Origin of the sequence: Sorangium sp. So ce185 (assembly GCF_051526825.1) — a bacterium.
GTDB classification, from domain to species: domain Bacteria; phylum Myxococcota_A; class Polyangia; order Polyangiales; family Polyangiaceae; genus Sorangium; species Sorangium cellulosum_D.
The window spans coordinates 10,699,142-10,720,632 of the sequence record NZ_CP150316.1; the positions used below are offsets into that span (position 1 = coordinate 10,699,142).

General features: G+C 71.8%; 21 protein-coding genes. 5 read left to right on the forward strand and 16 right to left on the reverse strand.

Annotated features, from left to right (window positions below; translation table 11 throughout):
* Positions 1 to 3: 3 nt before the first annotated feature.
* Positions 4 to 1,317 (forward strand): inositol-3-phosphate synthase, encoded by a 1,314-nt coding sequence (locus tag WMF26_RS39375; RefSeq protein WP_437996916.1) that lies wholly within the window; start codon positions 4 to 6, stop codon positions 1,315 to 1,317.
* Between the two features lie 28 nt (positions 1,318 to 1,345).
* Here the strand turns inward: WMF26_RS39375 and WMF26_RS39380 are convergent, their stop codons facing one another.
* Complete coding sequence (locus WMF26_RS39380; RefSeq protein ID WP_437996917.1) at positions 1,346 to 1,957, reverse strand: GNAT family N-acetyltransferase; 612 nt, start codon at positions 1,955 to 1,957, stop codon at positions 1,346 to 1,348.
* Positions 1,958 to 2,102: 145 nt separating this feature from the next.
* Positions 2,103 to 2,747, reverse strand: a complete 645-nt coding sequence (locus WMF26_RS39385; protein WP_437996918.1) for a YdeI/OmpD-associated family protein — start codon at positions 2,745 to 2,747, stop codon at positions 2,103 to 2,105.
* A gap of 370 nt (positions 2,748 to 3,117) precedes the next feature.
* Between WMF26_RS39385 and WMF26_RS39390 the strand changes: the two genes are divergently transcribed.
* Together WMF26_RS39390 and WMF26_RS39395 are read left to right on the forward strand one after the other, a co-directional pair.
* On the forward strand, positions 3,118 to 4,155 hold the full coding sequence (locus WMF26_RS39390; protein WP_437996919.1) for a formylglycine-generating enzyme family protein: 1,038 nt from the start codon (positions 3,118 to 3,120) through the stop codon (positions 4,153 to 4,155).
* Between the two features lie 504 nt (positions 4,156 to 4,659).
* A complete protein-coding gene (locus tag WMF26_RS39395) occupies positions 4,660 to 5,193 on the forward strand; it encodes a hypothetical protein (protein WP_437996920.1) in 534 nt (177 codons plus the stop codon).
* Positions 5,194 to 5,258: 65 nt separating this feature from the next.
* Here the strand turns inward: WMF26_RS39395 and WMF26_RS39400 are convergent, their stop codons facing one another.
* The 5 genes from WMF26_RS39400 to WMF26_RS39420 form a co-directional block, all read right to left on the reverse strand.
* On the reverse strand, positions 5,259 to 5,945 hold the full coding sequence (locus WMF26_RS39400; protein ID WP_437996921.1) for an SIMPL domain-containing protein: 687 nt from the start codon (positions 5,943 to 5,945) through the stop codon (positions 5,259 to 5,261).
* Positions 5,946 to 6,223: 278 nt separating this feature from the next.
* On the reverse strand, positions 6,224 to 7,591 hold the full coding sequence (locus WMF26_RS39405; protein WP_437996922.1) for a hypothetical protein: 1,368 nt from the start codon (positions 7,589 to 7,591) through the stop codon (positions 6,224 to 6,226).
* A gap of 226 nt (positions 7,592 to 7,817) precedes the next feature.
* Positions 7,818 to 8,393, reverse strand: a complete 576-nt coding sequence (locus tag WMF26_RS39410; protein WP_437996923.1) for a TetR/AcrR family transcriptional regulator — start codon at positions 8,391 to 8,393, stop codon at positions 7,818 to 7,820.
* Positions 8,394 to 8,403: 10 nt separating this feature from the next.
* A complete protein-coding gene (locus tag WMF26_RS39415; protein ID WP_437996924.1) occupies positions 8,404 to 9,021 on the reverse strand; it encodes a sugar O-acetyltransferase in 618 nt (205 codons plus the stop codon).
* A gap of 82 nt (positions 9,022 to 9,103) precedes the next feature.
* Positions 9,104 to 9,472, reverse strand: a complete 369-nt coding sequence (locus WMF26_RS39420) for a cupin domain-containing protein (protein WP_020733360.1) — start codon at positions 9,470 to 9,472, stop codon at positions 9,104 to 9,106.
* Between the two features lie 293 nt (positions 9,473 to 9,765).
* Here WMF26_RS39420 and WMF26_RS39425 point away from each other — a divergent pair, with 293 nt between their 5' ends.
* Both WMF26_RS39425 and WMF26_RS39430 read left to right on the forward strand, forming a co-directional pair.
* Positions 9,766 to 10,680 carry a LysR substrate-binding domain-containing protein gene (locus tag WMF26_RS39425; RefSeq protein WP_437996925.1) on the forward strand — a complete coding sequence of 305 codons (915 nt, stop codon included), beginning with the start codon at positions 9,766 to 9,768 and terminating at the stop codon, positions 10,678 to 10,680.
* Positions 10,681 to 10,954: 274 nt separating this feature from the next.
* Positions 10,955 to 11,755, forward strand: a complete 801-nt coding sequence (locus WMF26_RS39430; RefSeq protein ID WP_437996926.1) for a hypothetical protein — start codon at positions 10,955 to 10,957, stop codon at positions 11,753 to 11,755.
* 77 nt (positions 11,756 to 11,832) lie between these two features.
* Here WMF26_RS39430 and WMF26_RS39435 read toward each other — a convergent pair whose 3' ends face one another.
* The 9 genes from WMF26_RS39435 to WMF26_RS39475 form a co-directional block, all read right to left on the reverse strand.
* Positions 11,833 to 12,468, reverse strand: a complete 636-nt coding sequence (locus tag WMF26_RS39435; RefSeq protein WP_437996927.1) for an HD domain-containing protein — start codon at positions 12,466 to 12,468, stop codon at positions 11,833 to 11,835.
* Positions 12,469 to 12,671: 203 nt separating this feature from the next.
* Positions 12,672 to 13,727 carry a glycosyltransferase family 4 protein gene (locus WMF26_RS39440; RefSeq protein ID WP_437996928.1) on the reverse strand — a complete coding sequence of 352 codons (1,056 nt, stop codon included), beginning with the start codon at positions 13,725 to 13,727 and terminating at the stop codon, positions 12,672 to 12,674.
* Complete coding sequence (locus WMF26_RS39445; RefSeq protein WP_437996929.1) at positions 13,718 to 14,584, reverse strand: PIG-L deacetylase family protein; 867 nt, start codon at positions 14,582 to 14,584, stop codon at positions 13,718 to 13,720. Before WMF26_RS39445 ends, WMF26_RS39440 begins: the two co-directional genes overlap by 10 nt.
* Before the next feature lie 311 nt (positions 14,585 to 14,895).
* Positions 14,896 to 15,783, reverse strand: coding sequence for a glycosyl hydrolase (locus WMF26_RS39450; protein WP_437996930.1), 888 nt, complete (start codon positions 15,781 to 15,783; stop codon positions 14,896 to 14,898).
* Positions 15,780 to 16,628, reverse strand: coding sequence for a TIGR04290 family methyltransferase (locus tag WMF26_RS39455; RefSeq protein WP_437996931.1), 849 nt, complete (start codon positions 16,626 to 16,628; stop codon positions 15,780 to 15,782). The genes WMF26_RS39450 and WMF26_RS39455 overlap by 4 nt, the downstream gene beginning before the upstream one ends.
* Before the next feature lie 11 nt (positions 16,629 to 16,639).
* Entirely contained in the window at positions 16,640 to 17,368 is a 729-nt protein-coding gene (locus WMF26_RS39460; protein ID WP_437951284.1) for a sugar phosphate nucleotidyltransferase, read from the reverse strand.
* Between the two features lie 16 nt (positions 17,369 to 17,384).
* Positions 17,385 to 18,455, reverse strand: coding sequence for a CgeB family protein (locus tag WMF26_RS39465; protein WP_437996932.1), 1,071 nt, complete (start codon positions 18,453 to 18,455; stop codon positions 17,385 to 17,387).
* 19 nt (positions 18,456 to 18,474) lie between these two features.
* Entirely contained in the window at positions 18,475 to 19,434 is a 960-nt protein-coding gene (locus WMF26_RS39470; protein WP_437996933.1) for a DUF4202 family protein, read from the reverse strand.
* A gap of 196 nt (positions 19,435 to 19,630) precedes the next feature.
* On the reverse strand, positions 19,631 to 21,376 hold the full coding sequence (locus WMF26_RS39475) for a hypothetical protein (RefSeq protein WP_437996934.1): 1,746 nt from the start codon (positions 21,374 to 21,376) through the stop codon (positions 19,631 to 19,633).
* Between the last annotated feature and the right edge of the window lie 115 nt (positions 21,377 to 21,491).

Below are 21,491 nucleotides of genomic sequence, written 5' to 3' on the forward strand. Positions count from 1 at the left end.
CTGATGAAGCAGCCGCAGAAGCTGGCGAAGCCCGAGGGGAAGCTGGCCGTGCTCCTCCCGGGGCTCGGGGCGGTGTCGACGACGACGATCGCGGGCGTGATGCTCGCGCGGCGGGGCGTCGCCGCGCCGGTGGGGGCCTTGACGCAGCTCGGGACGATCCGGCTGGGGAAGCGGACGGAGAACCGCTCTCCGAGGATCAAGGACTTCGTCCCGCTGGCGTCGCTCGATGATCTCGAGTTCGGCGGCTGGGACATCTTCCCCGACAACGCGCACGAGGCGGCGGTGGAGGCGAAGGTGCTCGAGGCGGCGCACCTCGATGCCGTCCGCGAGGAGCTCGCGGCCGTCACGCCGATGAAGGCGGTGTTCTACCCGGACTACGTGCGCCGGCTGCACGGCCCGCACGTGAAGACCGGCCGCAGCAAGGCCGACATGGTGGAGCAGGTGCGGGACGACATCCGCGGCTTCGTGCGCTCGCGCGGTGCGAGCCGCGCGGTGGCGGTGTGGTGCGGCTCGACGGAGATCTTCATCGCGCCGTCGGAGGTGCACCGGTCGGCGGCCGCGTTCGAGGCGGGGCTCCTCTCGAACCACCCGGCCATCTCGAACTCGCAGATCTACGCCTGGGCGTGCATCAAGGAGGGTGTCCCGTTCGCCAACGGGGCGCCGAACCTGACCGTGGATTTCCCCGCCGCGTGGGAGCTCGCGCGCAGCCACGGCGTGCCGATCGCGGGCAAGGACTTCAAGACGGGGCAGACCCTGATGAAGACCGTGATCGCGCCGGCGCTCAAGGCGCGGATGCTCGGCGTCTCGGGGTGGTTCTCGACGAACATCCTCGGCAACCGCGACGGCGTGGTGCTGGACGATCCGGACTCGTTCAAGACGAAGGAGGCCTCGAAGCTCAGCGTACTCGAGCAGATCCTCCAGCCGGAGCTCTACAGGGAGCTGTATTCGAAGCTCTACCACAAGGTGCGGATCGAGCATTATCCGCCGCGCGGGGACGCGAAGGAGGGGTGGGACAACATCGATCTGTTCGGGTGGCTCGGCTACCCGATGCAGATGAAGGTGAACTTCCTCTGCCGGGACTCGATCCTGGCGGCGCCGATCGTGCTCGACCTGGCGCTGCTCCTGGACCTCGCGGCGAGGGCGGGGTTCAGCGGGACGCAGGAGTGGCTGAGCTTCTACTTCAAGAGCCCGATGACGGCGCCGGAGCTCTACCCGGAGCACGACCTGTTCATCCAGTCGATGAAGCTCAAGAACACGCTGCGCTGGATGATGGGGGAAGAGCTCATCACCCACCTCGGGAACGAGTATTACGACTGAGGCGGCGACGCTGCGATGCCGAGGGGGCTCAGCGCGCGGGCGCCGCCTCGCGAGGCTTCGAGAGCTGATGAGTGAGGTGGCTGCGCACCGTGGGCCACTCCGCAGCGATGATGCTGTATACGCACGTGTCGCGCAGCGTGCCGTCGGACGCGCGACGATGGTTGCGCAAGACGCCGTCGAGCTTCGCGCCCAGGCGCTCGATGGCGCGCCGGCTCTGGTGGTTGAAGAAATGCGTTCGGAACTCCACCGCGATGCACTCCAGCGTCTCGAACGCGTGTTGCAACAGCAGCAGCTTGCATTCGGTGTTGAGCGGGGTGCGCTGCACGCTCTTGCGGTACCACGTCGAGCCGATCTCCACGCGCCGATTGGCCGCGTCGATGTCCATGTACGTGGTCATGCCCACCGCGCGTCCGCTGCGCGCGTCGATCACGACGAAGGGCAGCATCGAACCCGAGCGCTGGAGGGACAACCGACGCTCGATCTCGTCGCGCATGCCTTCGGGGCGCGGGATGTAGGTGTACCAGAGATCCCACAGCTCACCGTCGCGCACCGCGTCGACGAGATCGTCATGGTAAGCGTGGGTCAGCGGCTCGAGCGCGGCATGGCGCCCGCGCAAGGTGACGGGTTCCGGCCAGGGCATGCAAATTCCTTATTGGGTGGGGAAACTACATTTCACGCAATGGGGTTGCTTGTCAATCGGTTCCGGCTGAGGCTCGGCCGCGCGCGCTTGCGGCGCGGTCCAACGCGGGCCCGACCGGCCGCCTTCGGCAGCTTCGAGGTCCGCCTCAACGGGGCTTCTTGGGGGGCCGGGCCGCCTTCGGCTCTTTGCGCCGTTCCGGCACGATGGTCTCCCCGCGCGCCAGCATCGCCACCAGGTCGGCGATCTTCTTTGCGCGGCCGGCGGGCGTCTTCATGTTGCTCATGCGGAACGCCAGCGCGAACAGGTTCTGACGCCCCAGCCCCTGGAGCGCCTCGCGCGCCCGCGGGTTCGCCTCGATCGCGGCGCGAAGGTCGTCCGGCAGGGTGGCCGCGGTCGCGCTGCGCATCGGCGCGTACGCCGCATCCCAGCGGCCGTCGGCCTTGGCCGCGTCCACCTGCCGCTGCCCGTGGGGCGTCATGCGCCCCGCGGCGGTCAAGCGGGCGATGTGGTCGCGGTTGATCTGACTCCAGACGCTCCTCGACTTGCGCGGCGTGTACCGCTGCAAGAACGAGCTTTCATCCAGGGATTTGCGGATGCCGTCGATCCATCCCCAGCAGAGCGCCACGTCGAGCGCTTGCGCCTGGGTCACCGTCGGCACGCCGGAGCCCTTCTTGTAGATCCTCAGCCACAGCTCCGTCTCCTGCGCGTGGTTCGCGGCCATCCACGCCTCGAGCTCGGCTTCGGTGGGGAAGCTCTTGATCTTCTTCTTATCGGGAGTGATCGATGCCATGCAGTCTGCCTCGCGGCGTGTCCATCTTACGGCGAACTTGCGGAGGCCGATAGCGCCGCGCAGCGGCCGCGACGACGGCGGCGAGGATGACGCTCCCGGCGCTCGTGGCGAGCCCTGCTCCCAGGGCGCCGATGGCGCTGCAGCCCACCTTTAACCTCCGGGCCGCACTGCGTCAACGCAGCCCGGTGGCGAGCTCCGCGGGTCATCCGGCGGCCGACCCCACCGCCGCGCAGCGGCTGCGCGTCGTCGTTGAGCGGAACGGGCCCGAACCGTCGTTCGTTACGGGCGTGGGCGATCCCGCCGAGGAGCACGCTGACCCTCCGATCGTTCTGTTGATTCCTCACTCTCGCCTCGGTAACACACGAGGAGCATGAGAGAACGATTTGCGCGATGGCTGTGGGCGGCGTTGTGCCTGCCGGGCGTCGGCTGCACGACGGTCGTCGGGCTGGACAAGCCCTATCATCCGATAGAGGACCAGGGCGGCGGTGGCGGCGGTGGCGGCGGTGGCGGCGGTGGTGGCGGCGGTGGCGGCGGTGGCGTGGAAACTGGCAGCCGCTGCGCCGGGCTGCCTGCGACGTGCGGGCCCAAGGAAGACGAGAGCTGCTGCGCGAGCGAGCTGGTCGTGGGGGGTACGTTCAACCGGAGCAACGACCCGGCCTTCCCGGCCACGGTGAGCGACTTCCAGCTGGACCGGTTCGAGGTCACGCTGGGGCGGTTCCGGGCGTTCGTGGACGCGTATCCCGGGAGCCGGCCGGCGCCGGGCGCCGGAGAGCACCCGCTCATCGCGGGGAGCGGGTGGGATGCGGAGTGGGAAGATCGGCTGCCGCCGGACCGCGCGGAGCTCCTGAAAGGGCTGTTCTGCGATTCGGAGGAGACGGCGTGGGCGTGGACGGATGAGCCCGGCGCCAACGAGCGCCTGCCGATGAACTGCGTGAGCTGGTACATGGCGTTTGCGTTCTGCGCGTGGGACGGCGGCCGACTGCCGACCGAGGCGGAGCTGGGGTACGCGGCGGCCGGCGGCGCCGAGCAGCGTCCGTATCCGTGGTCCACCTCGCCGGACGATGAAACGCTCGATCGGGACCACGCGGTGTATGCATGCATTGGCAGCGACGTGGCGGGGTGCGTGATCGAGGACCTCCCGCCGGTCGGGTCGAAGTCACCGCAGGGAGACGGGCTGTTCAAGCAAGCGGATCTGGCGGGGGGCATGTGGGAGTGGACGCTGGATTATCACGGGGATTACCCGCCCGAGTGCGTGGACTGCGCCGTCACGACGGGCGGCACGGAGCGGGTGATGCGCGGCGGCGGCTGGCGCAGCGCCGCGGAGGCGCTGCACCTCTCCACCCGCGACCAGCGCGTCCCGACGACCCGCACGGTCGGCATCGGGGTCCGGTGCGCGCGGGAGCCGTGAGCGACGCCCGCCGCGCCTCGGCCGTGGTGGAGCCTACGTGGCGCGGTGAACGGGGTTGCGGCGGGCCGCATCCAGGCGGCAAGCGTTCGAGCGTCGGCCCGAAGGAGGCCGCCGCCTCAGGGAGGTAAACAGATGCTCACGGTTCGTCGAATGGGCTGGATCGCGCTGCTCTGGCTGATGAGCTCTGCCTGTGACGACGGCGAGGGCGGCGGCGGCCACGGCGCCGCAGGCGGTGCCGCCAGCGGGAGCGGGGGATCCGCCGGCGCCGAGAGCGGAGCCGGCGAGGGCGGTGCAACATCGGGATCCGGCGGAGGTCTCGGCGCAGGCGGAGACGGCGGAAGCGCCGGCGCGGGCGACGGCGGAAGCGCAGGCGACGGCGGAGACGGGGGAAGCGCCGGCGCGGGCGACGGCGGAAGCGCGGGCGCGGGCGACGGCGGAAGCGCGGGCAACGGCGGCGGAGGAGGTGATGGCGGGGGAGGCGCTGTGTGCGAGCCTGGGGCTCAAGTGCCGTGTTACTCGGCGGCGTCGAGCACCGCCGATGTCGGGGCTTGCCGGCGGGGCGTCGCGACCTGCAGCGACGACGGCTCGGAGCTCGGCGCCTGCATCGGTGAGGTCACTCCAGCGCCTGAGACCTGCGTCGATCCGGCGGACGAAGACTGCGATGGTCAGGCCAACGAGGAGGGCCCCGGCTGCATCTGTGTCCCCGGCGCGGCTGCGTCGTGCTACACGGGCGCGCCCGGAACCGCGGGCGTCGGGATCTGCAAGGGAGGTACGGCGATCTGCAACGCCCAGGGGACCGGCTACGGGCCCTGCATCGGTGAAGTGCGCCCGACCGAGGATGACTGCCACACGGCGGCGGATGAGAACTGCGATGGCGTGAACGCCTCCTGCGGCGGCGGGGAGCACCGCTGGAGCAAGGGCTTCGGCACCGATCTCCCTCAGCGCGCGACCGGCATCGCCATCGACGCCGATCTCGGCGGCGGTGCCCTCTCGCCCGCGGGCGTGGAGGACGCCTTTCTGGCGAAGTCGTCGCCTTGATCCCAGGCCTCCGACGGAGGCGGCGCGGCGCGCCCTGACGCGACGCGCGCGCCCCGCCGACGGCTCTACCGCTTCGCGAAGCGGAAGCGGGCCCGCACCGTGGCGGTCACCTCGATCTCTCCGGGCTCGATCGGGAACGTGGTCGAACGCGAGCCGATGCGACCGGCCGCCATCTGCCAGGCGCGCCCGCCGTCCTCCTCGCCCGCGCTCGACACGGATCGCCACCCGACGAGCTTGATCTTGGCCGCCGCGGCGATCGCGCCGGCGTTGCGCTCGGCGTCCTCGATCGAGGCCTTGAGCGCCGCTCGGTAGGCCTCCTGCGGCGCGCTCAGGAAAAAGCGGATCCCGCTGGTCTGGTTGGCGCCCGCGGACAGCGCCGCTTCGAGGATCCTCGAGCTCTCGACGCGGAGCACGTCGAGCGGCGCCCGCTCGAGGATCACCGACACCGTGCTCGTCGCTTCGTATCCGATGATCCGCGGAGGAGCGACGCGCTCCCGCTCCGTTTCGCCCTCCGGGATCGGGCTCAGCGAGACACCCACGTTCCTGACCTGGAGCGACGGAATCTGGAGCCCCTCCAGCGCGCTCACGATCGACCGTGTCCTGGCCGCGGCCTCCTCGCGCGCGGCCTCCAGGCTCTCGCCGCGGACCTCCACGGACACGTTGGTGCGCAGCGAGTCGGGCGGGAGCGACACGGTGCCGGACCCCTCGACCTCCACGACCTGCAGATCCGTAGACTTTACCATGCTGTTCATCCCGCCCCTCCGTGAGGAGAACCTAAGGCCGGGAGGCGCGTTCAGGGAGGCTCGACGGGTGGTGGCCCAGTTTGCCCCGGAGCGATTCACATGAAGGCGGGATGGCAGGAAGATCATTAACCTTTTCTTCCCGCCTCCCCGCCTTCATGTTCAAATCCGGCCACCACCGCTCGACGCGTCGCCGGGGCACCGAGGCAGGCGGGACAAAGGGAGACGCGTGGAATCCGGGACGAGGGAGCGGCGCGCGGGTGCGCGCTCTCCGGCGTCGGCCGACGACGTCACATCCACATCCGCGCCACGACGCCGTAGGTGCCAGGCCCCGGGGACATGCCCACGTCGCCGCCGCCGAGGAGGACCTGGTCGTCGGCGACGACCTCCACGGTGTGCAGCTGCCCGAACTCGCCGAGATCGACCGGGAGCACGCCGCCCTCGCCGAACGCCGGGTCGAGCGCGCCGTCGCACGTGTACCGCGCGAGCAGCGGCGTCGTCGTGCCGCCCTCGCCGCGCTCGCCGCCGTTGCCCGCGACGAGGACGGCGCCGCCCGGGAGCAGGGCCATGTCCTCGGCCACGTCGTCGCCGCCGGTCGTCGGCCACGCGGCCACGCCCCCGTCGCCGAACGCGAGGTCGGGCGCGCCGTTCGGGTGGAAGCGGCGGACCTGGAAGTCGCGCGCCCCCTCGGCCCCCGCGTCGCCGGCCACCACGATGCCGCCGCCCGGCGACAGCGCGAGCGCGACCGCGCGCTCGTCGACCCCGGGATCGCCGGCGACGATCGCGCCCCCGCGGCCGAAGGAGCGATCGAGCGCGCCGTCTCCGCGCAGGCGGATCACGATCATGTCGCGCTGGCCGCCCCGCTCGACCGAGCCGGCCACGACGACGCGGCCGCGGTCATCGAGCGCGACCGCCTCGGCCACCGACGCGGCGCCCAGCGAGACGGTCCTGTAGCCGCGCGGGCTCGCGAACGAGGTGTCGAGGGCGCCGTCCGCGGTGGCGCGCACGATCAGCAGGCGCCCGTCGCGCTGGCCCACGGCCACGATGCCGTCGTCCGGAGCGACGAGGGCGCCCCGGATCTCCTCGTCCCCGCCGAGGTCGAGCAGGCTCTTGCCGCCGTCGCCGAAGCCGGGGTCGAGCGAGCCGTCCTCCGCGTAGCGCGCCAGCGCCACGTCCGCCGAGGCGTCCCGGAACCGGTCGCGCCAGCCGATGGCGACGACCTCGCCGCCCTGCTGGTGGCCGGTGGCGGCCAGATAGGCCATGTCGCCGGTCGAGTTGGCCCAGCCCGTGGTCACCATGCCGCCGCCGAAGGTGGAATCCGTCGCGCCGGCGCCGGTCAGCCGGACGACGCGGAACCTGATCCCGCCGAGCCCGCCCTGGCCCCAGCCGGCCGCGCTGATCCGATCGCCGGCGACGTCGACATCGAAGAAGCCGCCGTCGTCGTCGGCGCCGAAGCGCACCCGCGCGATCCCGGTGCCCGCCTCCCCGAACGAGGGATCGAGCTGCCCTGCGAGCGGGCCAGGCTCGTCGCCCGCGCAGCCGCAGCGTTCGCCGCCGCGCGCGGGCGCCGCCGTGTCGGGCGGGGCGCTCCCGGCGGGCTCCTCGGCGAGGAAGTAACTCGGGACGAGCAACGTGAGCAATGCATGGAGGATCCTCATGAGAGGATCTGTTGGACGCGCGGAGGGGGGCCGTCAAACGGGCGCCGATGCCGACGCCGCGGCGTCACCGCGGGCGCCCGGAGATCTCACCGCCTCGGACACATCCCGCGCGGCCCGCCGAGCCCGCTTCTTCCAGCGCGGCGGGCCGAAGCGCGCCCCGGGAGGCGGCCCTGCGAGTGCGTCGCTGAGCTCCGGCGAACATGCCTCGAATGCGGCATGCGTGTCCTCACCGGGTGAGCCGGTAGATCGCGTGCCGGATCTGCTCGGCGGTCATCGGATCCGTGGACAGCGCGCTGTGCAGCACCAGGCCTTCTATCAGCGCGTCGAGCTCCCGCGCGGTCACCGGGTCGAAGTGGAGCTCCAGCGCGCGTCGGCTCCGCAGCATCCAGGCCTGGGTGACGGCGCGCAGCGCGGGCCGCCGGGCGGCGGCGACGTAGAGCTCGACGCTGAGCACGAGGTCGCGCGGCGAGCCGAGCAGGTCCGCCGTCAGGTGCTCGACCAGGAGCTCGACCGCGGCCTCGCGGCCGCAGGCGGCGCGCATCCGCGCCTCGAAGCGGGACGCCGCGGCCTCCGCGTGCCGGGTGAACGCCGCGGCGAGGAGCTCGTCGATCGACGCGAAATGGTACGTGGTCGAGCCGAGCGGCACGTCGGCGGCCCGCGCGATGGAGCGATGCGAGGCGCCTGCGACCCCGTGCTCGGCGATGACGTCGAGCGCCGTCGCCACCAGCCGGTCCCGGCGCCCCGGGTCGTGGCGGCGCGCCCTCCGCGCCGGCGCCGCGCGCCTCGCGCTGGCTCTGCCCATCGCGCCCCCGTCACCCTCGCGCGTCGCCCGGCGCGGGCCCGGCCGCGGCGCCGGCGCCGTCGAGCGTGCGGATCACGCGCGCGGGGTTGCCCACCGCGACGACGTTGGCCGGCAGATCGCGCGTCACGACGGCGCCGGCGCCCACCACGGTGTTGTCCCCGATCGTCACCCCGGGCAGCACGATCGCGCCGCCGCCGAGCCACACGTTGTTCCCGATCGTGATCGGCTTGGCGGCCTCCCACTTCTCGCGCCGCGGCTCGGGGTCCAGCGGGTGGGTCGGCGTGAGCAGCTGCACGTTGGGCCCGATCTGCACGTCGTCGCCGATGGTGATCGGCGCGACGTCGAGCGCCACCAGCCCGAAGTTCGCGAAGCAACGCGCCCCGATGGTGATGTGCGCGCCGTAATCCACATAGAACGGCGGGCGGATCTCCGTGCCCTCGCCGATCGAGCCGAGCAGCTGCTCCAGCAGCCGGCGGCGCAGCGGGCGCTGGCGCGCCGAGGTCGCGTTGTAGGCCGCCATCAGATCCAGCGCCGCGGCGCTCAGCTCCGCGAGCTCGGGATCGCCCATGTAGAGGTCGCCCGCGAGCATCCGCTCGCGCATGGATCGCGTGTCGTCGGGGGTCGTCATATGGACGAGTGTACGCATCATTGGAACGGGTGTCCACATCGCCGGCCGGAAGAGCTACTACGGCCAGAGAGCGCAGGCGTGTCTACTGGAGCCTGTGGAGCAACTCCGTGTCCTGGTCGCCCAGCAGGTAGGTGGCGATGAAGGTCGCGGGGGCCGAGCTGGAGTCGTTGTCGAAGCGCTCGATGGGCGTGCTCGCGGGCTCGAAGATCGTCTGCCCTGCCGTGTAGTACCTGGCCGGTTGGCCTTTCACCTGAAACAGAATACGCCCTTCGGTCACATAGCAGACGACCGGACCGGGGTGCGTGTGCGGCCCGGCCTTGAACCCAGGGGGCAACGTCAGCCGCTGCACCTCGACGCGGGTCACGGCCTTCCCGCCCGCGACCGCGTGAGTCCCGAGCGAGGCTCGCTCCAGGACCGAGTCCCGCGCGCATCCCGCGCCGGCACAGAGCAAGGCTGTCGCTATCGCGAGCGCAGCCCGGGAGAGGCGGCGCCCGCTCCCAGGGAGCGCTCTCCCCGGACGCCGCGTGCGACGATGGCTGTCGGCGAGATCGAGAGAGAGGTCCCCTGCGCGCAGCGGCGGCTCGACATTCCGCGGTGAGACGTGAGCGAAACGCATGGAGTGTGGGTCCTTGTGCCCTGCCAGGCGGCTCCGGCTCGCCTTGACGCCACCAGCATGACGGAGCATCATCGTGCTGAAAATCAGGAACTTTGGTACGGATAGTTCATAAAAACGGGACGGTTGCCATGCAACGCGTCACCTTCGATCTCGACGTGCTGCGCAGCTTCGTCGCGGGGGTGGAGCTGGGCAGCTTCGCCAGGGCGGCGAGCCGGGTGGGCCGGTCGACCTCGGCGGTGAGCGCTCAGCTCAAGAAGCTGGAGGAGCAGGCGGGCACGCCGCTCTTTCGCAAGGCCGGGCGCGGTCTCGCGCTGACGGAGGCGGGCGAGACGATGCTGGCGTACGCCCGCCGCCTGCTCGAGCTGAACGACGAGGCGGCGGTCGCGGTCCGCGGCGTCGATCTCGAGGGCTGGGTCCGGCTCGGCCTGCAACAGGACTTCGGTGACGTGCTGCTCTCCGGGGTGCTGGGGCGGTTTTCGCGCGCCCACCCGAGGGTGCGGATCGAGGTGCGGGTCGCGCGCAATGCGGAGCTGCTCGAGCGGGTCACGTCGGGCCGGCTCGATCTCGCGCTCGTGTGGGGCGACGGGATGGGGGCGCCGCATGGCGAGCGTCTGGCCGAGCTGCCGATGCGCTGGATCGGGTCGGCCGCGGGGGGCCCTGCGCGGACCGGGGCGGAGGGCGAGTCGCTGCCGCTCCTGGCCATCGAGGCGCCGTGCCGGTTCCGGGATGCCGCCGCGGCGGCGCTCGATCGCGCTGGCATCCCGTGGCGGCTCGCCTTCACCAGCCCGGACCTGGGCGGGCTCTGGGCCGCGGCGGCGGCAGGGCTTGGGTTCACGGTGCGCACGCCGATCGGCCTGCCCGCCGGCGTGCGCGCGCTCGGCCCCGGGGAGGCCGGGCTGCCGGTGCTGCCCGCGCTCCCCCTGGCTCTGCACCAGGCAACGGCGGAACCGGAGCTCCCGACCGCCCGCCTCGCGGCCCTCGTGGTGCAGGCGCTGCAACGTCCCGTCGAGATCGCTCGTGGAGCCCAGCCGATCGCCTCGTGAACGACCCGGGCCGCCACCTCATCCCCGAGGGCGTCGGGCGCCTTATTCCTGCGCGCCGCCAACCCTGCACGCTCATGCGGAGCAATCCCGGCGACACCCAGGGCGCTGCTTTCTGGAGAGTGTTCGAGCAGAGGGGGGACATGCGGTCGCCCCCCCGGCGCCTCACCGTAACGCAGAAGGAGCAAAAGATGCGGTCTCGAGGATCGCCTGCCTGGGACCGCGCCGCCGCCGCGTGGCACGGTCGACAAGAACAACCAACGACAAGGATGAAAGCATGCGCAATCCAGGCGATGTGATCGGCACCTACGGCAAGAGCCGTTCGCTTCTTTTTACCGGATGGTTTCTGGCAGCGCTGTTCGCCGGTGCGGGCGCCCTGGTGCTGTCCCTGGTACCAGGGCCGGGCAGCACGGTGCGGTTCGATGGGGATGTGTCGGTGCTGTATCGCGCTGGCTACGGGGCGATCGCTCTGGGCGTCGTGATCGCGCTGGGCACGTGGTGGGTCGTGGCCTCGCAGCCCGTGTTCGTGCTGCACCAGAACGCGATCCAGGCTCGGGAGCGCAAAGGCACCCGGACCGACTTCTACGCCGACATCGAGGATCTCTACACGTTCTACTTCGGCGGGATCGGCTACCGGGCGACACCACAGGCGCCGTGGGTCTTCATTGGAGCCCGCACCTCGCGCTACGCCGAGCTGAGCCGGACATTGCGGATGCGCCATGTAGAGCAGCGCGGGGAGCGGCTCTACCACGAGCTTCAGGCCGGTGGGTCGGTCCGCTTCCGGGCTCTGCCCGACAGCGTGGCGTTGTCCAAAACCCTGTTCGCCTCCCGCAACATGGACCACCCGATGAAGATGATCGAGCTCACGCGCGGCCACCTCACGGTCGAGGGGAAGACCATCGCGATCGAACGCATCGCCGACGTCGCATCCAACCTCTGGGTAGAGCGGTCGCAGATCCTGGATGTGGATGGCGGGGTGTTCCACACCATGCACTCGAACGCCGTGATGTCGTTCGATGTGCTGGTGGCGCTGATCGCCCGCTTGCAGCAGGACGCCGCCTCTGCAGCCCGCGTCTGAGAGCGCGCATGGGCGACGCACGCGCCGGGGGGGCCGGCGCGTGCGCGGTCGCTCGAGGGAGGACGCGCTGGGCCCGGTCACTCCTTGAACGGCGCCGCCAGGATGACGTCGTAGAAATTGGGGGCATGGAAGCCCGGGATCAGGCGCTCGGCGATGTCGGCCGTGAAGTTGTAGAAGGCGGTCTCGGGCTTGCTGGCGAGCATGTCGGCGATCGCCTGCGGAAACGCGCGCTTGAAGTCGAGACGCGGGTACGCCTGGAGCACCTCATCCACCTCGTCCGCAGAGAGCTCCTTCACGTCCTTGCCAGTGATATCCATGACAGTTCCGACGTGGAGCAGCGCCACCTCGGGCCGCTTGTAGGACGGGACGCCCCTCACGGTGTGCAGCGCAATCGCGTCCCACACGACGCCGATCGCCTCCTCGGGCACGCCGCGCTGCTTCAAGAACTCGCTCGCCGCGTTCGCGCCTTCGACCTCGTACCGCTCCGGGCCGCGGAATTTCTCGGCAAGGCCGAGGTCATGGAGCGCCGCCCCGAGGTAGAACAGCTCGAGATCGAGCTGGAGCCCGCGCCGCTTCGCGAGCAGCGCGCCGAAGATGTACGTGCGCATGACGTGGTTGAAGAGGAAGGGCGCCGACATCTCCCGCGCGAGCTCGGTCGCCTCCGCGGCCAGGTGGCTGTCAGGGATGCAAATGCCAGCGATCTCGTTCTTCACGGTCCTCCCTCCTTCGTGCGACGCCGAGCCCGGTCTCGCCGAACAACCTGCGGGCGACCAGGCGTGACCACCATCGGAAGGAGCCGCCAGCTTCGGTCGACGACACACCCGATGTGCTGATCACCAGGTCCGCCCGTGCCTTGCCGGGAAGAACGGAAATACAGAGGTGAGGAAACCCAGGGCGCCTCCCCGGCGCCTCCCGCTCACCCCTCGCGCAGGATCCGGCGGTACGTCTCCAGGTACGCCGCCGCCGTCCTCGCCGCCGAGAAGCGCTCCTCGGCCGCGCGGCGGCACTCCGCCGGGTCGAGCCGGTCCGCCATCGCGATCGCCTCGGCCATCTCCGCGGCGTCGTCCACCAGGTACCCCGTCCGGCCGTGCTCCACGATCTCCGGCAGCGCGCCGGCGCCGCGGAGCGCGATCACCGGCGTGCCCGAGGCGAGCGCCTCCATGGCGACGAGCGAGCTGGTCTCCTGGACCAGGCTGGGCACCAGCAGACACCGGGCCGCCGCGAGCAGCCGGCGCTTCCGGACCAGGCCGACCGGGCCCAGGAAGCGCCGCGCCGGCCCGGCGCCGCCCAGCATCGGCACAAGGACCTCCCGCAGATACCGCGTGTGCTCCTCGTAGCCGAACGCCTGTCCGGCGATGAGCAGCGGCGACCCGGCCCGGACCGCGGCCTCGACGGCGACGTGGTACCCCTTCTCCGGGCAGATCCGGCCCAGCGCGAGCGCGAAGCCGCGCCGGTACCGCCGCGGCCGGTAATGCTCCAGCCGGACGCCGTTCGGGACCTCGGGCAGGAGCCGCGCGCCCGGCGGGCAGGCGCGCCGCTGCGTCGCGGAGACGCAATGGAGGAACGTCCTCGGGCGCTCGAGCCGGAACACCGCCGGCGAATAGAAGCTCGGCGGGAGATGCAGCGTCGCCAGCGCGGGCACGCCGGGCTCGGGCAGGTAGCGATCGAAATCGACGCCGTGCAGGTGGACGAGATCGACCGGATACAGCTCCAGCGCCCGCGCGATGGCGCTCCGGTGGTGGCGCCACGCCCGCTCCTTGGCGGCCTCGTCGAGGACCGCGCCCGGCGGCGGCGCCGGCGTGGCGACCAGCGCCCCCGCGCACGCGGAGCCCTCCGGCGCGACGACGATCGACCGGTGGCCGCCGCGCGAGAGCGCCTCGTCGAGCATCGAGAGCACCTGCTCGGCCCCGCCCACGGCGTCCGGACCCACGGGCGCGAGCGGATAGCCGACGTGCAGGACCGTCAGAGGCATCGCTCTCGATCGAGGCCGAGCAGCGTCAGCGTCTTGATGGCGAGCTTCCGCCAGCGCGCGCCGTCGATCGGGAAGCCGAGGCGCTCGTAGTGGAGCGCCCCCTCGTGCGGGGGCATCCGGAAGTCGTAGGCGGGCGCCGGCCGGAAGCGCTCGACCTCGGCGCCGAACGGGGCGAGCGTCTCTTTCTGGCTGGAGAAGCAGGCCAGCATGGCGCGCTTCTTCGACGCCTCCTCGCCCGAGAGCCGGAGGGCGATCTCGGGGACGCTCGGCTGCGCGATGAACTCGCCGGTGACGAGGTGACCCCGCGCGGCGTGGTACGAGGCCGCCTCGAAGATCAGCGGCGAGGTGACGCCGTTCCAGAGGGCGAGCACCGCGGCCGAATGGACGGCGAGCGCCGCCGCGTCGTGATCGGGGTGGCCGCCCTCGTAGGGGTGGGTGAGCACCACCTCGGGCCGCGTCCTGGCGAACAGCTCGAGGAGCTTCCGGGCGAGGCTCGGGGCCTCCTCGATGGCCTCCTGGTCCACCGCGCCGAGGCACCTGAGCCTCGACGCCGGCACGTTGCCCAGGGCGAGCGCGCGGGTCACCTCGCCGCGCCGGAGGGCGATGTAGCGCTCGCGCCCGATGTCGGCGAGCTCCGCCGGCATGAACCGGCTGTCGCGGGGCGCCCCGTCGGTCACGTGCACCACCTCGATCGGCTGGAGCCGGCCGATGCGCGCGCCGAGCCCGAGGGTCTCGTCGTCCGGATGGGCGACCACGACGAGGCAGCGCGGCGGCCGGCCCGACGAGAGCCACGAGAACGGCGGCCACGCGAGGTCCGGCGGGGTGCGGCCCTGGCGGCGGAGCGAGGCGAGGTTCACGGCAGCGCCTCCCGCCGTTCCGCGCGCCCGCCGCGCCCGCCTGAGCCTCCGCGGGCGCCGCCGCGCGCCTCGGGTCTCTCTCGCTTCGCGCTGCTCGTGACGTGCGACATGAGCCACCTGCCGTGCGCGACGTCCGGTCGTCCCGGCGCCGGAGGCGCGCGCGATCTCCACCCTATCAAACGGCTACGCGGCGCGCCAGATGGCGCGTCATTCACGGACAGCTGAACAGGCGATCCTCGACGGCACGGCGCGTTCAGGACAGGCCGCATCCGCGCAGAGAGACGTCGCCCCGACAGCCGGACAGCCGCCGCCTACCCCACATAACGTCGCGTCATGCGGGCGCAGAACTCCGCGAACTCCTCGAGCCGCTGCGGGGGGCTCGTGTGGTGCGGCCGGACCCCGGCGTGCTCCGGGGTGAAACAGTAGGTCAGCGTCACATCGAACGCCTCGATCGCCCGCATCTGCCGGTCGAACCAGGCCTCCGCGCCAGGGCGGAAGCTGTCGGCCCAGCTCAGGCCGGTGCGGAGATGGCGCACCCCGAGCTTCTTCAACCACGCCACCGCGTCGTCCAGCCGGTGGTCCTCGAAGTGGAACCACTGGCACACGCCGAAATCGGGCGTGCACTCCGGGAAGAGCCGCAGCGCGCGCTTGGGCGTCCCGTCCTCGCGGAGCAGGCCCATGTAGAAATGGCGGTAGTACGACGAGCCCTCGGCCTCGCGGTGCCGCGTCGTCGCCGGCCACGCGCGCGGCAGATCGTAGAGGCTGTACCAGTGGACCCGATCGACCTTGCCGCGGAGCAGCTCGGCGCTCCGCTTCAGGCCGAACTCCTGCACCTCCTCGGCGCCGAACGTGGAAACGCCGATCTCGGTGATCCAGAGCGGCTTGTCGGTCACCGCGCGGATCTCCTCGAGCTTGCTCGGCCACTCGTGGATCTGCCAGTGGTTCCAGTCGAGCGGGAAGCCGTGCACCGCGACGACGTCGACGTGATCGAGCACGCCCTGCCGGCCCATGTTGGCGATGAACGCAGGATCGATCGGCGAGATGCCGCCCAGCACGCGCGGCAGCTCGGGGCGCTCGCTCCGGATCGCGTCCGCGGCGAGCTTCACCAGCGCGCCGTACGTCGTCCACTCGGGATCGATCTCGAAATCCCAGTGCGACTTGTTGTTGGGCTCGTTCCAGAGCATCACCGCTTCGATCATGCCTGCTCTCCATTCACGCCGGCATTCACGCCGGCTCGCCTGGCCGGGTAGACCGCGCCGGGCACGCCGTCCGCCCGCTCGCGGCGGCGGCAGATGTAGACCTCGGGCTCGGGGTGGTTCACGATCTCGAAGCCGGCGCTCCGCAGCATCGCCTCCCCGCACGCCCGGTTGGGCACCCACCAGTTGGTCGGATCCTGCGAATAGCTGTGCTCCACGAAGTGGAGCCGAGGATAGCCCGCCTCGTCGAAGATCCGCTTCTCCGAGAACGGATAGTCCCCCTCCAGCGGCGTCACCTCGGCGCTCCCGCGCTGCATGCTCTGGAAGACCAGCGTGTGCCCGACCACGTGCTCGTGCAGCAGATCCAGCGCGAGCAGCGGGTGGCGGAGGTGGTACAGGACGCCCATGAAGAGCACGAGGTCGAAGCGCTCTCCGAGGCTCCCGACGTCGTACACCGAGAGGTTCCGGAACTCGATGTCCGCGCCGGAGACCTCCGCGGCGAAGCGCGCCTGCGCCAGGTAATCGTCGTCGCTGTCGATCCCGAGCACCCGCGCCGCCCCGCGCCGCTTCATCTCGAGCGCGTAGAAGCCCGCGTTGCAGCCGATGTCGAGGACCGTCTTGCCCGTGAGATCCTCCGGGATCGCGTGGGCGAAGCCCTTCCACTTGAACGCGGGGTAATCGCCGAGGAAATGATCCGGCGCCGTCTTCACCCCGCCGAGATCGATGTTGTGGAACCACTGCCCGAGCCCGCGCACGCGCTCCTGGATCTGCTCCCGGGTCAGCTTCCTCGTGTCATCCACGTTCTGCACATTCGGCACGCTCCTCACGCTCTCCACGCTCCGATCCATGGCTCCTCCGTTCACACGGCCGCGCCGCTGAGGAGCTGGATGGCCTCGCGGTAGCCATGCAGCGTCCCCACGTCGACGTACGCCTCGCCAGCCCGCACCGCCCGCGCGCTGCCGCCGCGCGCGAGGTACTCGTTCACCAGCGTCCCGATGTACGGGTCCGTCTGCCCGCGCTCGCACCAGAGATCGTGGAGCTCGCGCATCACCGCCCCCGTGAGCTTGAAGGCGCCCCAGACCCACTGCGAGCGCGCGTCCCGCTGCTTGACCTGGATCTCGAGCACCCTGCCCTTCTCGTCGGTGACGACCGCGTCGAAGAGCTCCGGGTGATCGACCGGAAAGAGCAGGAACGAGAGGCCCCCGCCGTCGAGCGCGCGGAGCCCGTGCTCCGGGAACCACACCGTGTCGGGCAGCCCCACGAGGACCTCCTCCTCCGGCTGGATCCACGGGAGCGACCGGAAGATGGCGTCGCAGAGCCCCGCGGCGACCGGCTGCACCACATAACAGATGTGCGCCGGGCCGACGCTCGCGCCGTAATACTCGACGATATCCGACTTGCCAGGCGAGATCACCATGCAGATCCGGGTCGCGCCGGCGAGGATCATCCGGTCGATGAGGTACTCGCTGACCGCGCGCGGCCGCTCCACGTCGCCGTCCCGGCGCGTCCCCACCGGGAGCAGCTCCTTCGAGAACGCGAGCGGCTGGATCCTGCTCCCCAGGCCCGCCGCCGGAATCACTCCCCACATCGCCCTTTGCCTCCTTTCATCGCGCCGAGACCGACTCGAGGATCGCCACGAGCTCCGCCGCGCGCCGCGCCGCGGTGTGCTCCGCGAGCACCCGCTCGCGCGCCGCGCCGGCGACGGCCGCGACCTCGGCCGCCGACAGCGAGAGCGCCGCGACGGCCTCGTCCGCGGTCCTCGCCACGAGGATCTCCTCCCCCGGCGCGAAGAACCGGTCGAGCCCCTCCCAGCTGTCGCTCAGGATCGGCGTCCCGCACGCAGCCGCCTCGAAGAGCCGCCCGGATGGACAGTACCCCATCGCCGCCATCGCCCCGCGGGTGATGTTGAGCGTCATCGGCGAGGAGCAGTAGAACGCCGGGTGATCCGGCGGCGCCACGTGGCGCATGTAATAGAGGTTCTCCGCCCACGGGAAATCCTCGGGGTAGAGCGAGCCGCCGATGACGAACCGCCTGTGCGGCAGCCGCTTCGCCGGCTCGAGGAACAGGGCGGACAGCGCCTCCTGCCGGTCGGCGGCGTACGTGCCGAGGTACGAGAGGTCCCCGCGGAACTCCTCCCGCGGCGCGACCGGGCGGTGCACCTCGGGGTCGGCGCTGCCGTAGAGCGGGAACACCCGCCGGGCGCCGAGCTTCGCCTGGAGCGCGTCGAGCGCCGCGCCGCCCGTGTAGCTGAGCGCGCAATCGAAATCGACGAGGCCCCGCGGGCCGATGTAGCCGACCGGCTGACCGGCGTTCAGCCGATCCAGCGTCACCGGCGTGTCGAGGTCGTAGAAGACCTTGAGGCCGCGCGACTCGAGGACCACCTCGGTCGCGGGGCCGGCGTCCGGGCAATACGAGGTCACCATCGCCGCGTCGGCCTCCCGGACGGCGCGCCGGGCCTCGGGGAGGAGGTCGTCGAACGAGCTGTAGAGCCGGAGCTCGTTGCCGTGCGCCAGCGAGCACAGATCCCGGTGCGAGGCGTAATAGGGCACGTCGCGCTCGAAGAAGGTGACGCGGTGCCCGGCCCGCCCGAGGGCGTTGATCACGCCGCGCCACAGCGTGGCGTGGCCGTTGCCCCAGGACGAGCTGATCGTCAGACCGAAGATGACGAGCCTCATCGCGAACCGGACCTCCCCTCTAGGCCTGCGTCTCCGCCGGGGCCGGCGCCGATGCGCGCCTCGGCTCGCCGAGGATCATCGCCTCCACCTCGGGGCGGCAGCGGACGCGCGGCACGAGCGCCCTCGCCTCCGGCCGGAGGCGGCGGAGCGTGTACGCCACCTTGGCGCGGGTGTGCTCGGGCCCGTAGTAATCGAGGAACCCGGCGCTGTTCAGCGAGAAGAACGAGAGCGCGTCGGCGTCGTTGAGCAGCGCGAGGTCGGCGTCGTCCCCCGGCCGCTCGTGCGACGCCACCAGCGCGCCGACCCGATCGAGGACCTCGGGCGGGAGCCCGACCCCGGCGAGCGCGGCGCCCGCGAGGGCCGCCCCGCGCCGCGCGTGCTCGTCCTTGAAGGCCTGGTAGTCCGCGGCGCGGTGCTCGATCCGGACGTTCGCCTCGGAGACGAGCCGCTCCACGTCGTGGAACAGCGCCGCCGCCTGGGCGGCGACGGACGCGCGCGGGTCGAGCCGGAGCATCCATTGCCAGACGTCGATCGCATGATCGTAGTCGGCCCTGACAAGCGGCCTGTCGAGATCGTAAAGCTCCCGGTGGCGACCGAGGACCCGGGCGAAGACCGCGGTCGCGGAGGCGACATTCCTCCTCCGGATGAAGCGCTGGCAGCGGGTGAGGACCTCGTAGGCGGTGCGCGCCGCGCCCTCGCGCTCGAGCCCCTGGAGCCGGAGGTCGAAGAGGCCGCGGGCGTCGAGCGCGTGCAGGTGCGTGTCGAGCGCCCACAGATCGAGCTGCGAGGCGCGCCACGCGCGGGCGTCGACGGCGGCGTGGGGCGCGTTCCCGGGCGGACAGGGCGCGTCGATCTCCACGCCGGGAAACTCCCGGGAGAGCGCCGCCTTGTCGGCGGGGGAGAGCAGCGGTGTCCCGCGGGCCGACGGTTCATCGCTGCTCGAAGAGGAGCCGGCAATGAGGATCAGGCGCTTGAGCATGAGCTTGCGTTCTTCGGTCAGCGACGGGCGTCGAGCTCGATCCAGCTTCCGCGCGAGGGCTGCCGCGGACGAATCATGGATACGGCGCCGTGAACCTATCTCCGCATCGGCCGTCGCACCATCGCGGAAATTCCGTACAGCCGTGTCAGGAAAGAAGTGAGCGCGTGACGTGTACTCCGGATCCAGCCCAGCGGCGCTACCCGAGCGCGCCCCGCGAGGCCGCGGGGGCGAGGCGCTCGAGCAGGGCAGAGCGATAGCGATGCCGCGCCGCGGCCAGGCGCCGCGCCTCGCCCTGGTCCGGGAGCGACGCGGCGGCCATCGCGGCATATCCCAGGCGCAGGAGCGCGTAGGCCAGCAGATACGCGGGCAAACGCCGCTCGGGGTCGTCGCCCGAGCGGCGCCGGTAGCGATCGAGGAAGGCGCGGCGGGCGTCGGGCGCCATCCGCCACTCGACGATGGCCCCGGCGAGATCCCAGGCGATGTCCGTGGGGCCGGGGAGGAAGTGATCGTCGCCGTGCCCGGCCGCGTCCACCTTGAAGAGCTCGCCTGGCGCAGACCCGAGCCACTCGTGAGGATCCATCTTACCATCCACGAGCACGGGACGGGCGATCTCCAGATGGAGCTCCGCCGGGAGCTCATTTCCCATGTCCGCTGAGAAATTGGTACGCGCCATCGTAATGAGCTCGTCGGTCGTGGGGGGCGGGACGGGAAAGGCCGAGGCGCGGAAGGCGCAATAATCGGCGAGGCGCTCCAGCACGGCGGCGGAGAGGTGGCCGGGCTCGAGCGGCCGGCCCGGGAGCCATGGATACGAGAGGAAGCCCTCGCCCTCGTCGCGTGGCGCCGGACCGAAGCCGGCTTGAGCGACGCCGCGGGCGCGCTCCAGGCACTCGGCCCCGTAGCGGCCCATGCCCTCGAATTTGAGAATTCGGCGGCCGTCGCGGGAAAGGTATTTGAGGCGCTCCATGGACGTCCAGGAGGGGGGCCAGCGCGATTCGTCCTCATACAAGCGGCGACGCCAGGTCCCGCCGCCGATGAACTCGCCAGCATCGGCCGGGACCTGTTTACCGCCCTCGGCGCGCTCGGCGCGGAACGATCGCCAGCGACGGGCGCCGTCGGGCGCGACGAGGGCGTCGGGGTCCGCGGCGCGGGAGCCGAGGAAAACGATGTTGCCGCGCGGAACGCCGGCGCCGACCAGGGCGTCGCCGGTGGAGAGGAACGACGATCCGCTGAAGCCCGGCCCCTCGTCGGCGACCCAGAACTGCGCCCCCTCGGCGATGCCGTCCTCGACCCAGGCGAGCTCGCGGGCGCCGAGCTCGACGCGGCGATCGTAGGGGTGCCCGGACGGGCGCACGGTGATGCGGCCGGCCGGGATCCCCCGGCGGCGCAGGGCCGCGGCCGCCACCGCGCTCAGGGTGGTGCCGATGCTGCGGATCCCGACGACCCGGACCGGCGCCGGCGGGGACGCGAGCCGCTCGGCGAGCCGGGCGAAATCGAGCGGGTGGAGCGCGTAAAAGGAGAAGCCTTCGGGCGGCGAGGTCGGGACCGTCGCGGGGACGTCGATCGCCGCGAGCGCCGCGAGGGCCTCGGGCGTGGTCAGGCGGCTGGCCGCCCGTGGCCAGAGGTCTGGCCGTCCGGGGTCCGACGTCGGACCGTCCGGGATCGCGAGCGCGCCCGCGCCGTCGCCGCCGACGAGCATGGCGGCGAGCTCGTCCGCGAGCCGCGCCAGCAGGGGGGCGCCGACCGCGCCGGCGTCGGCGAGGATCGATTCGAGCTCGCCGGCGCGGATCAAGGCGCGGAGCACGATGCCGCGATCGCGCTCGGCGCCGGCGGGGGCGGCGAGCGCCCGGAGGTCGTCCGCGAGCTCGGCGACGAGCCGCGGCCCAGGGACGTCGCGGCGGCCGCTGCGGAACACGTACATGCGGTATCCGGAGCTGTCAGTCATGGAGGGGGGTTCCGCGGGGATCGGCTCGCAGGGGCCGGGCTGGCTCGCAGGAGCGCGCCCGAGCCGCGAGGAGCGGCGCGCGCAGCCCGGCCCGCGCACCGGCATGATGCTCGGT

Coding starts and splice junctions, on each gene's coding strand:
- WMF26_RS39410 (WP_437996923.1), bottom strand. CDS start 8,393: ATGGGCAGAGCCAGCGCGAGGCGCGCGGCGCCGGCGCGGAGGGCGCGC.
- WMF26_RS39375 (WP_437996916.1), top strand. CDS start 4: ATGAAGCAGCCGCAGAAGCTGGCGAAGCCCGAGGGGAAGCTGGCCGTG.
- WMF26_RS39470 (WP_437996933.1), bottom strand. CDS start 19,434: ATGCTCAAGCGCCTGATCCTCATTGCCGGCTCCTCTTCGAGCAGCGAT.
- WMF26_RS39405 (WP_437996922.1), bottom strand. CDS start 7,591: ATGAGGATCCTCCATGCATTGCTCACGTTGCTCGTCCCGAGTTACTTC.
- WMF26_RS39465 (WP_437996932.1), bottom strand. CDS start 18,455: ATGAGGCTCGTCATCTTCGGTCTGACGATCAGCTCGTCCTGGGGCAAC.
- WMF26_RS39390 (WP_437996919.1), top strand. CDS start 3,118: ATGAGAGAACGATTTGCGCGATGGCTGTGGGCGGCGTTGTGCCTGCCG.
- WMF26_RS39450 (WP_437996930.1), bottom strand. CDS start 15,783: ATGATCGAAGCGGTGATGCTCTGGAACGAGCCCAACAACAAGTCGCAC.
- WMF26_RS39400 (WP_437996921.1), bottom strand. CDS start 5,945: ATGAACAGCATGGTAAAGTCTACGGATCTGCAGGTCGTGGAGGTCGAG.
- WMF26_RS39385 (WP_437996918.1), bottom strand. CDS start 2,747: ATGGCATCGATCACTCCCGATAAGAAGAAGATCAAGAGCTTCCCCACC.
- WMF26_RS39455 (WP_437996931.1), bottom strand. CDS start 16,628: ATGGATCGGAGCGTGGAGAGCGTGAGGAGCGTGCCGAATGTGCAGAAC.
- WMF26_RS39440 (WP_437996928.1), bottom strand. CDS start 13,727: ATGCCTCTGACGGTCCTGCACGTCGGCTATCCGCTCGCGCCCGTGGGT.
- WMF26_RS39415 (WP_437996924.1), bottom strand. CDS start 9,021: ATGACGACCCCCGACGACACGCGATCCATGCGCGAGCGGATGCTCGCG.
- WMF26_RS39475 (WP_437996934.1), bottom strand. CDS start 21,376: ATGACTGACAGCTCCGGATACCGCATGTACGTGTTCCGCAGCGGCCGC.
- WMF26_RS39425 (WP_437996925.1), top strand. CDS start 9,766: ATGCAACGCGTCACCTTCGATCTCGACGTGCTGCGCAGCTTCGTCGCG.
- WMF26_RS39380 (WP_437996917.1), bottom strand. CDS start 1,957: ATGCCCTGGCCGGAACCCGTCACCTTGCGCGGGCGCCATGCCGCGCTC.
- WMF26_RS39430 (WP_437996926.1), top strand. CDS start 10,955: ATGCGCAATCCAGGCGATGTGATCGGCACCTACGGCAAGAGCCGTTCG.
- WMF26_RS39460 (WP_437951284.1), bottom strand. CDS start 17,368: ATGTGGGGAGTGATTCCGGCGGCGGGCCTGGGGAGCAGGATCCAGCCG.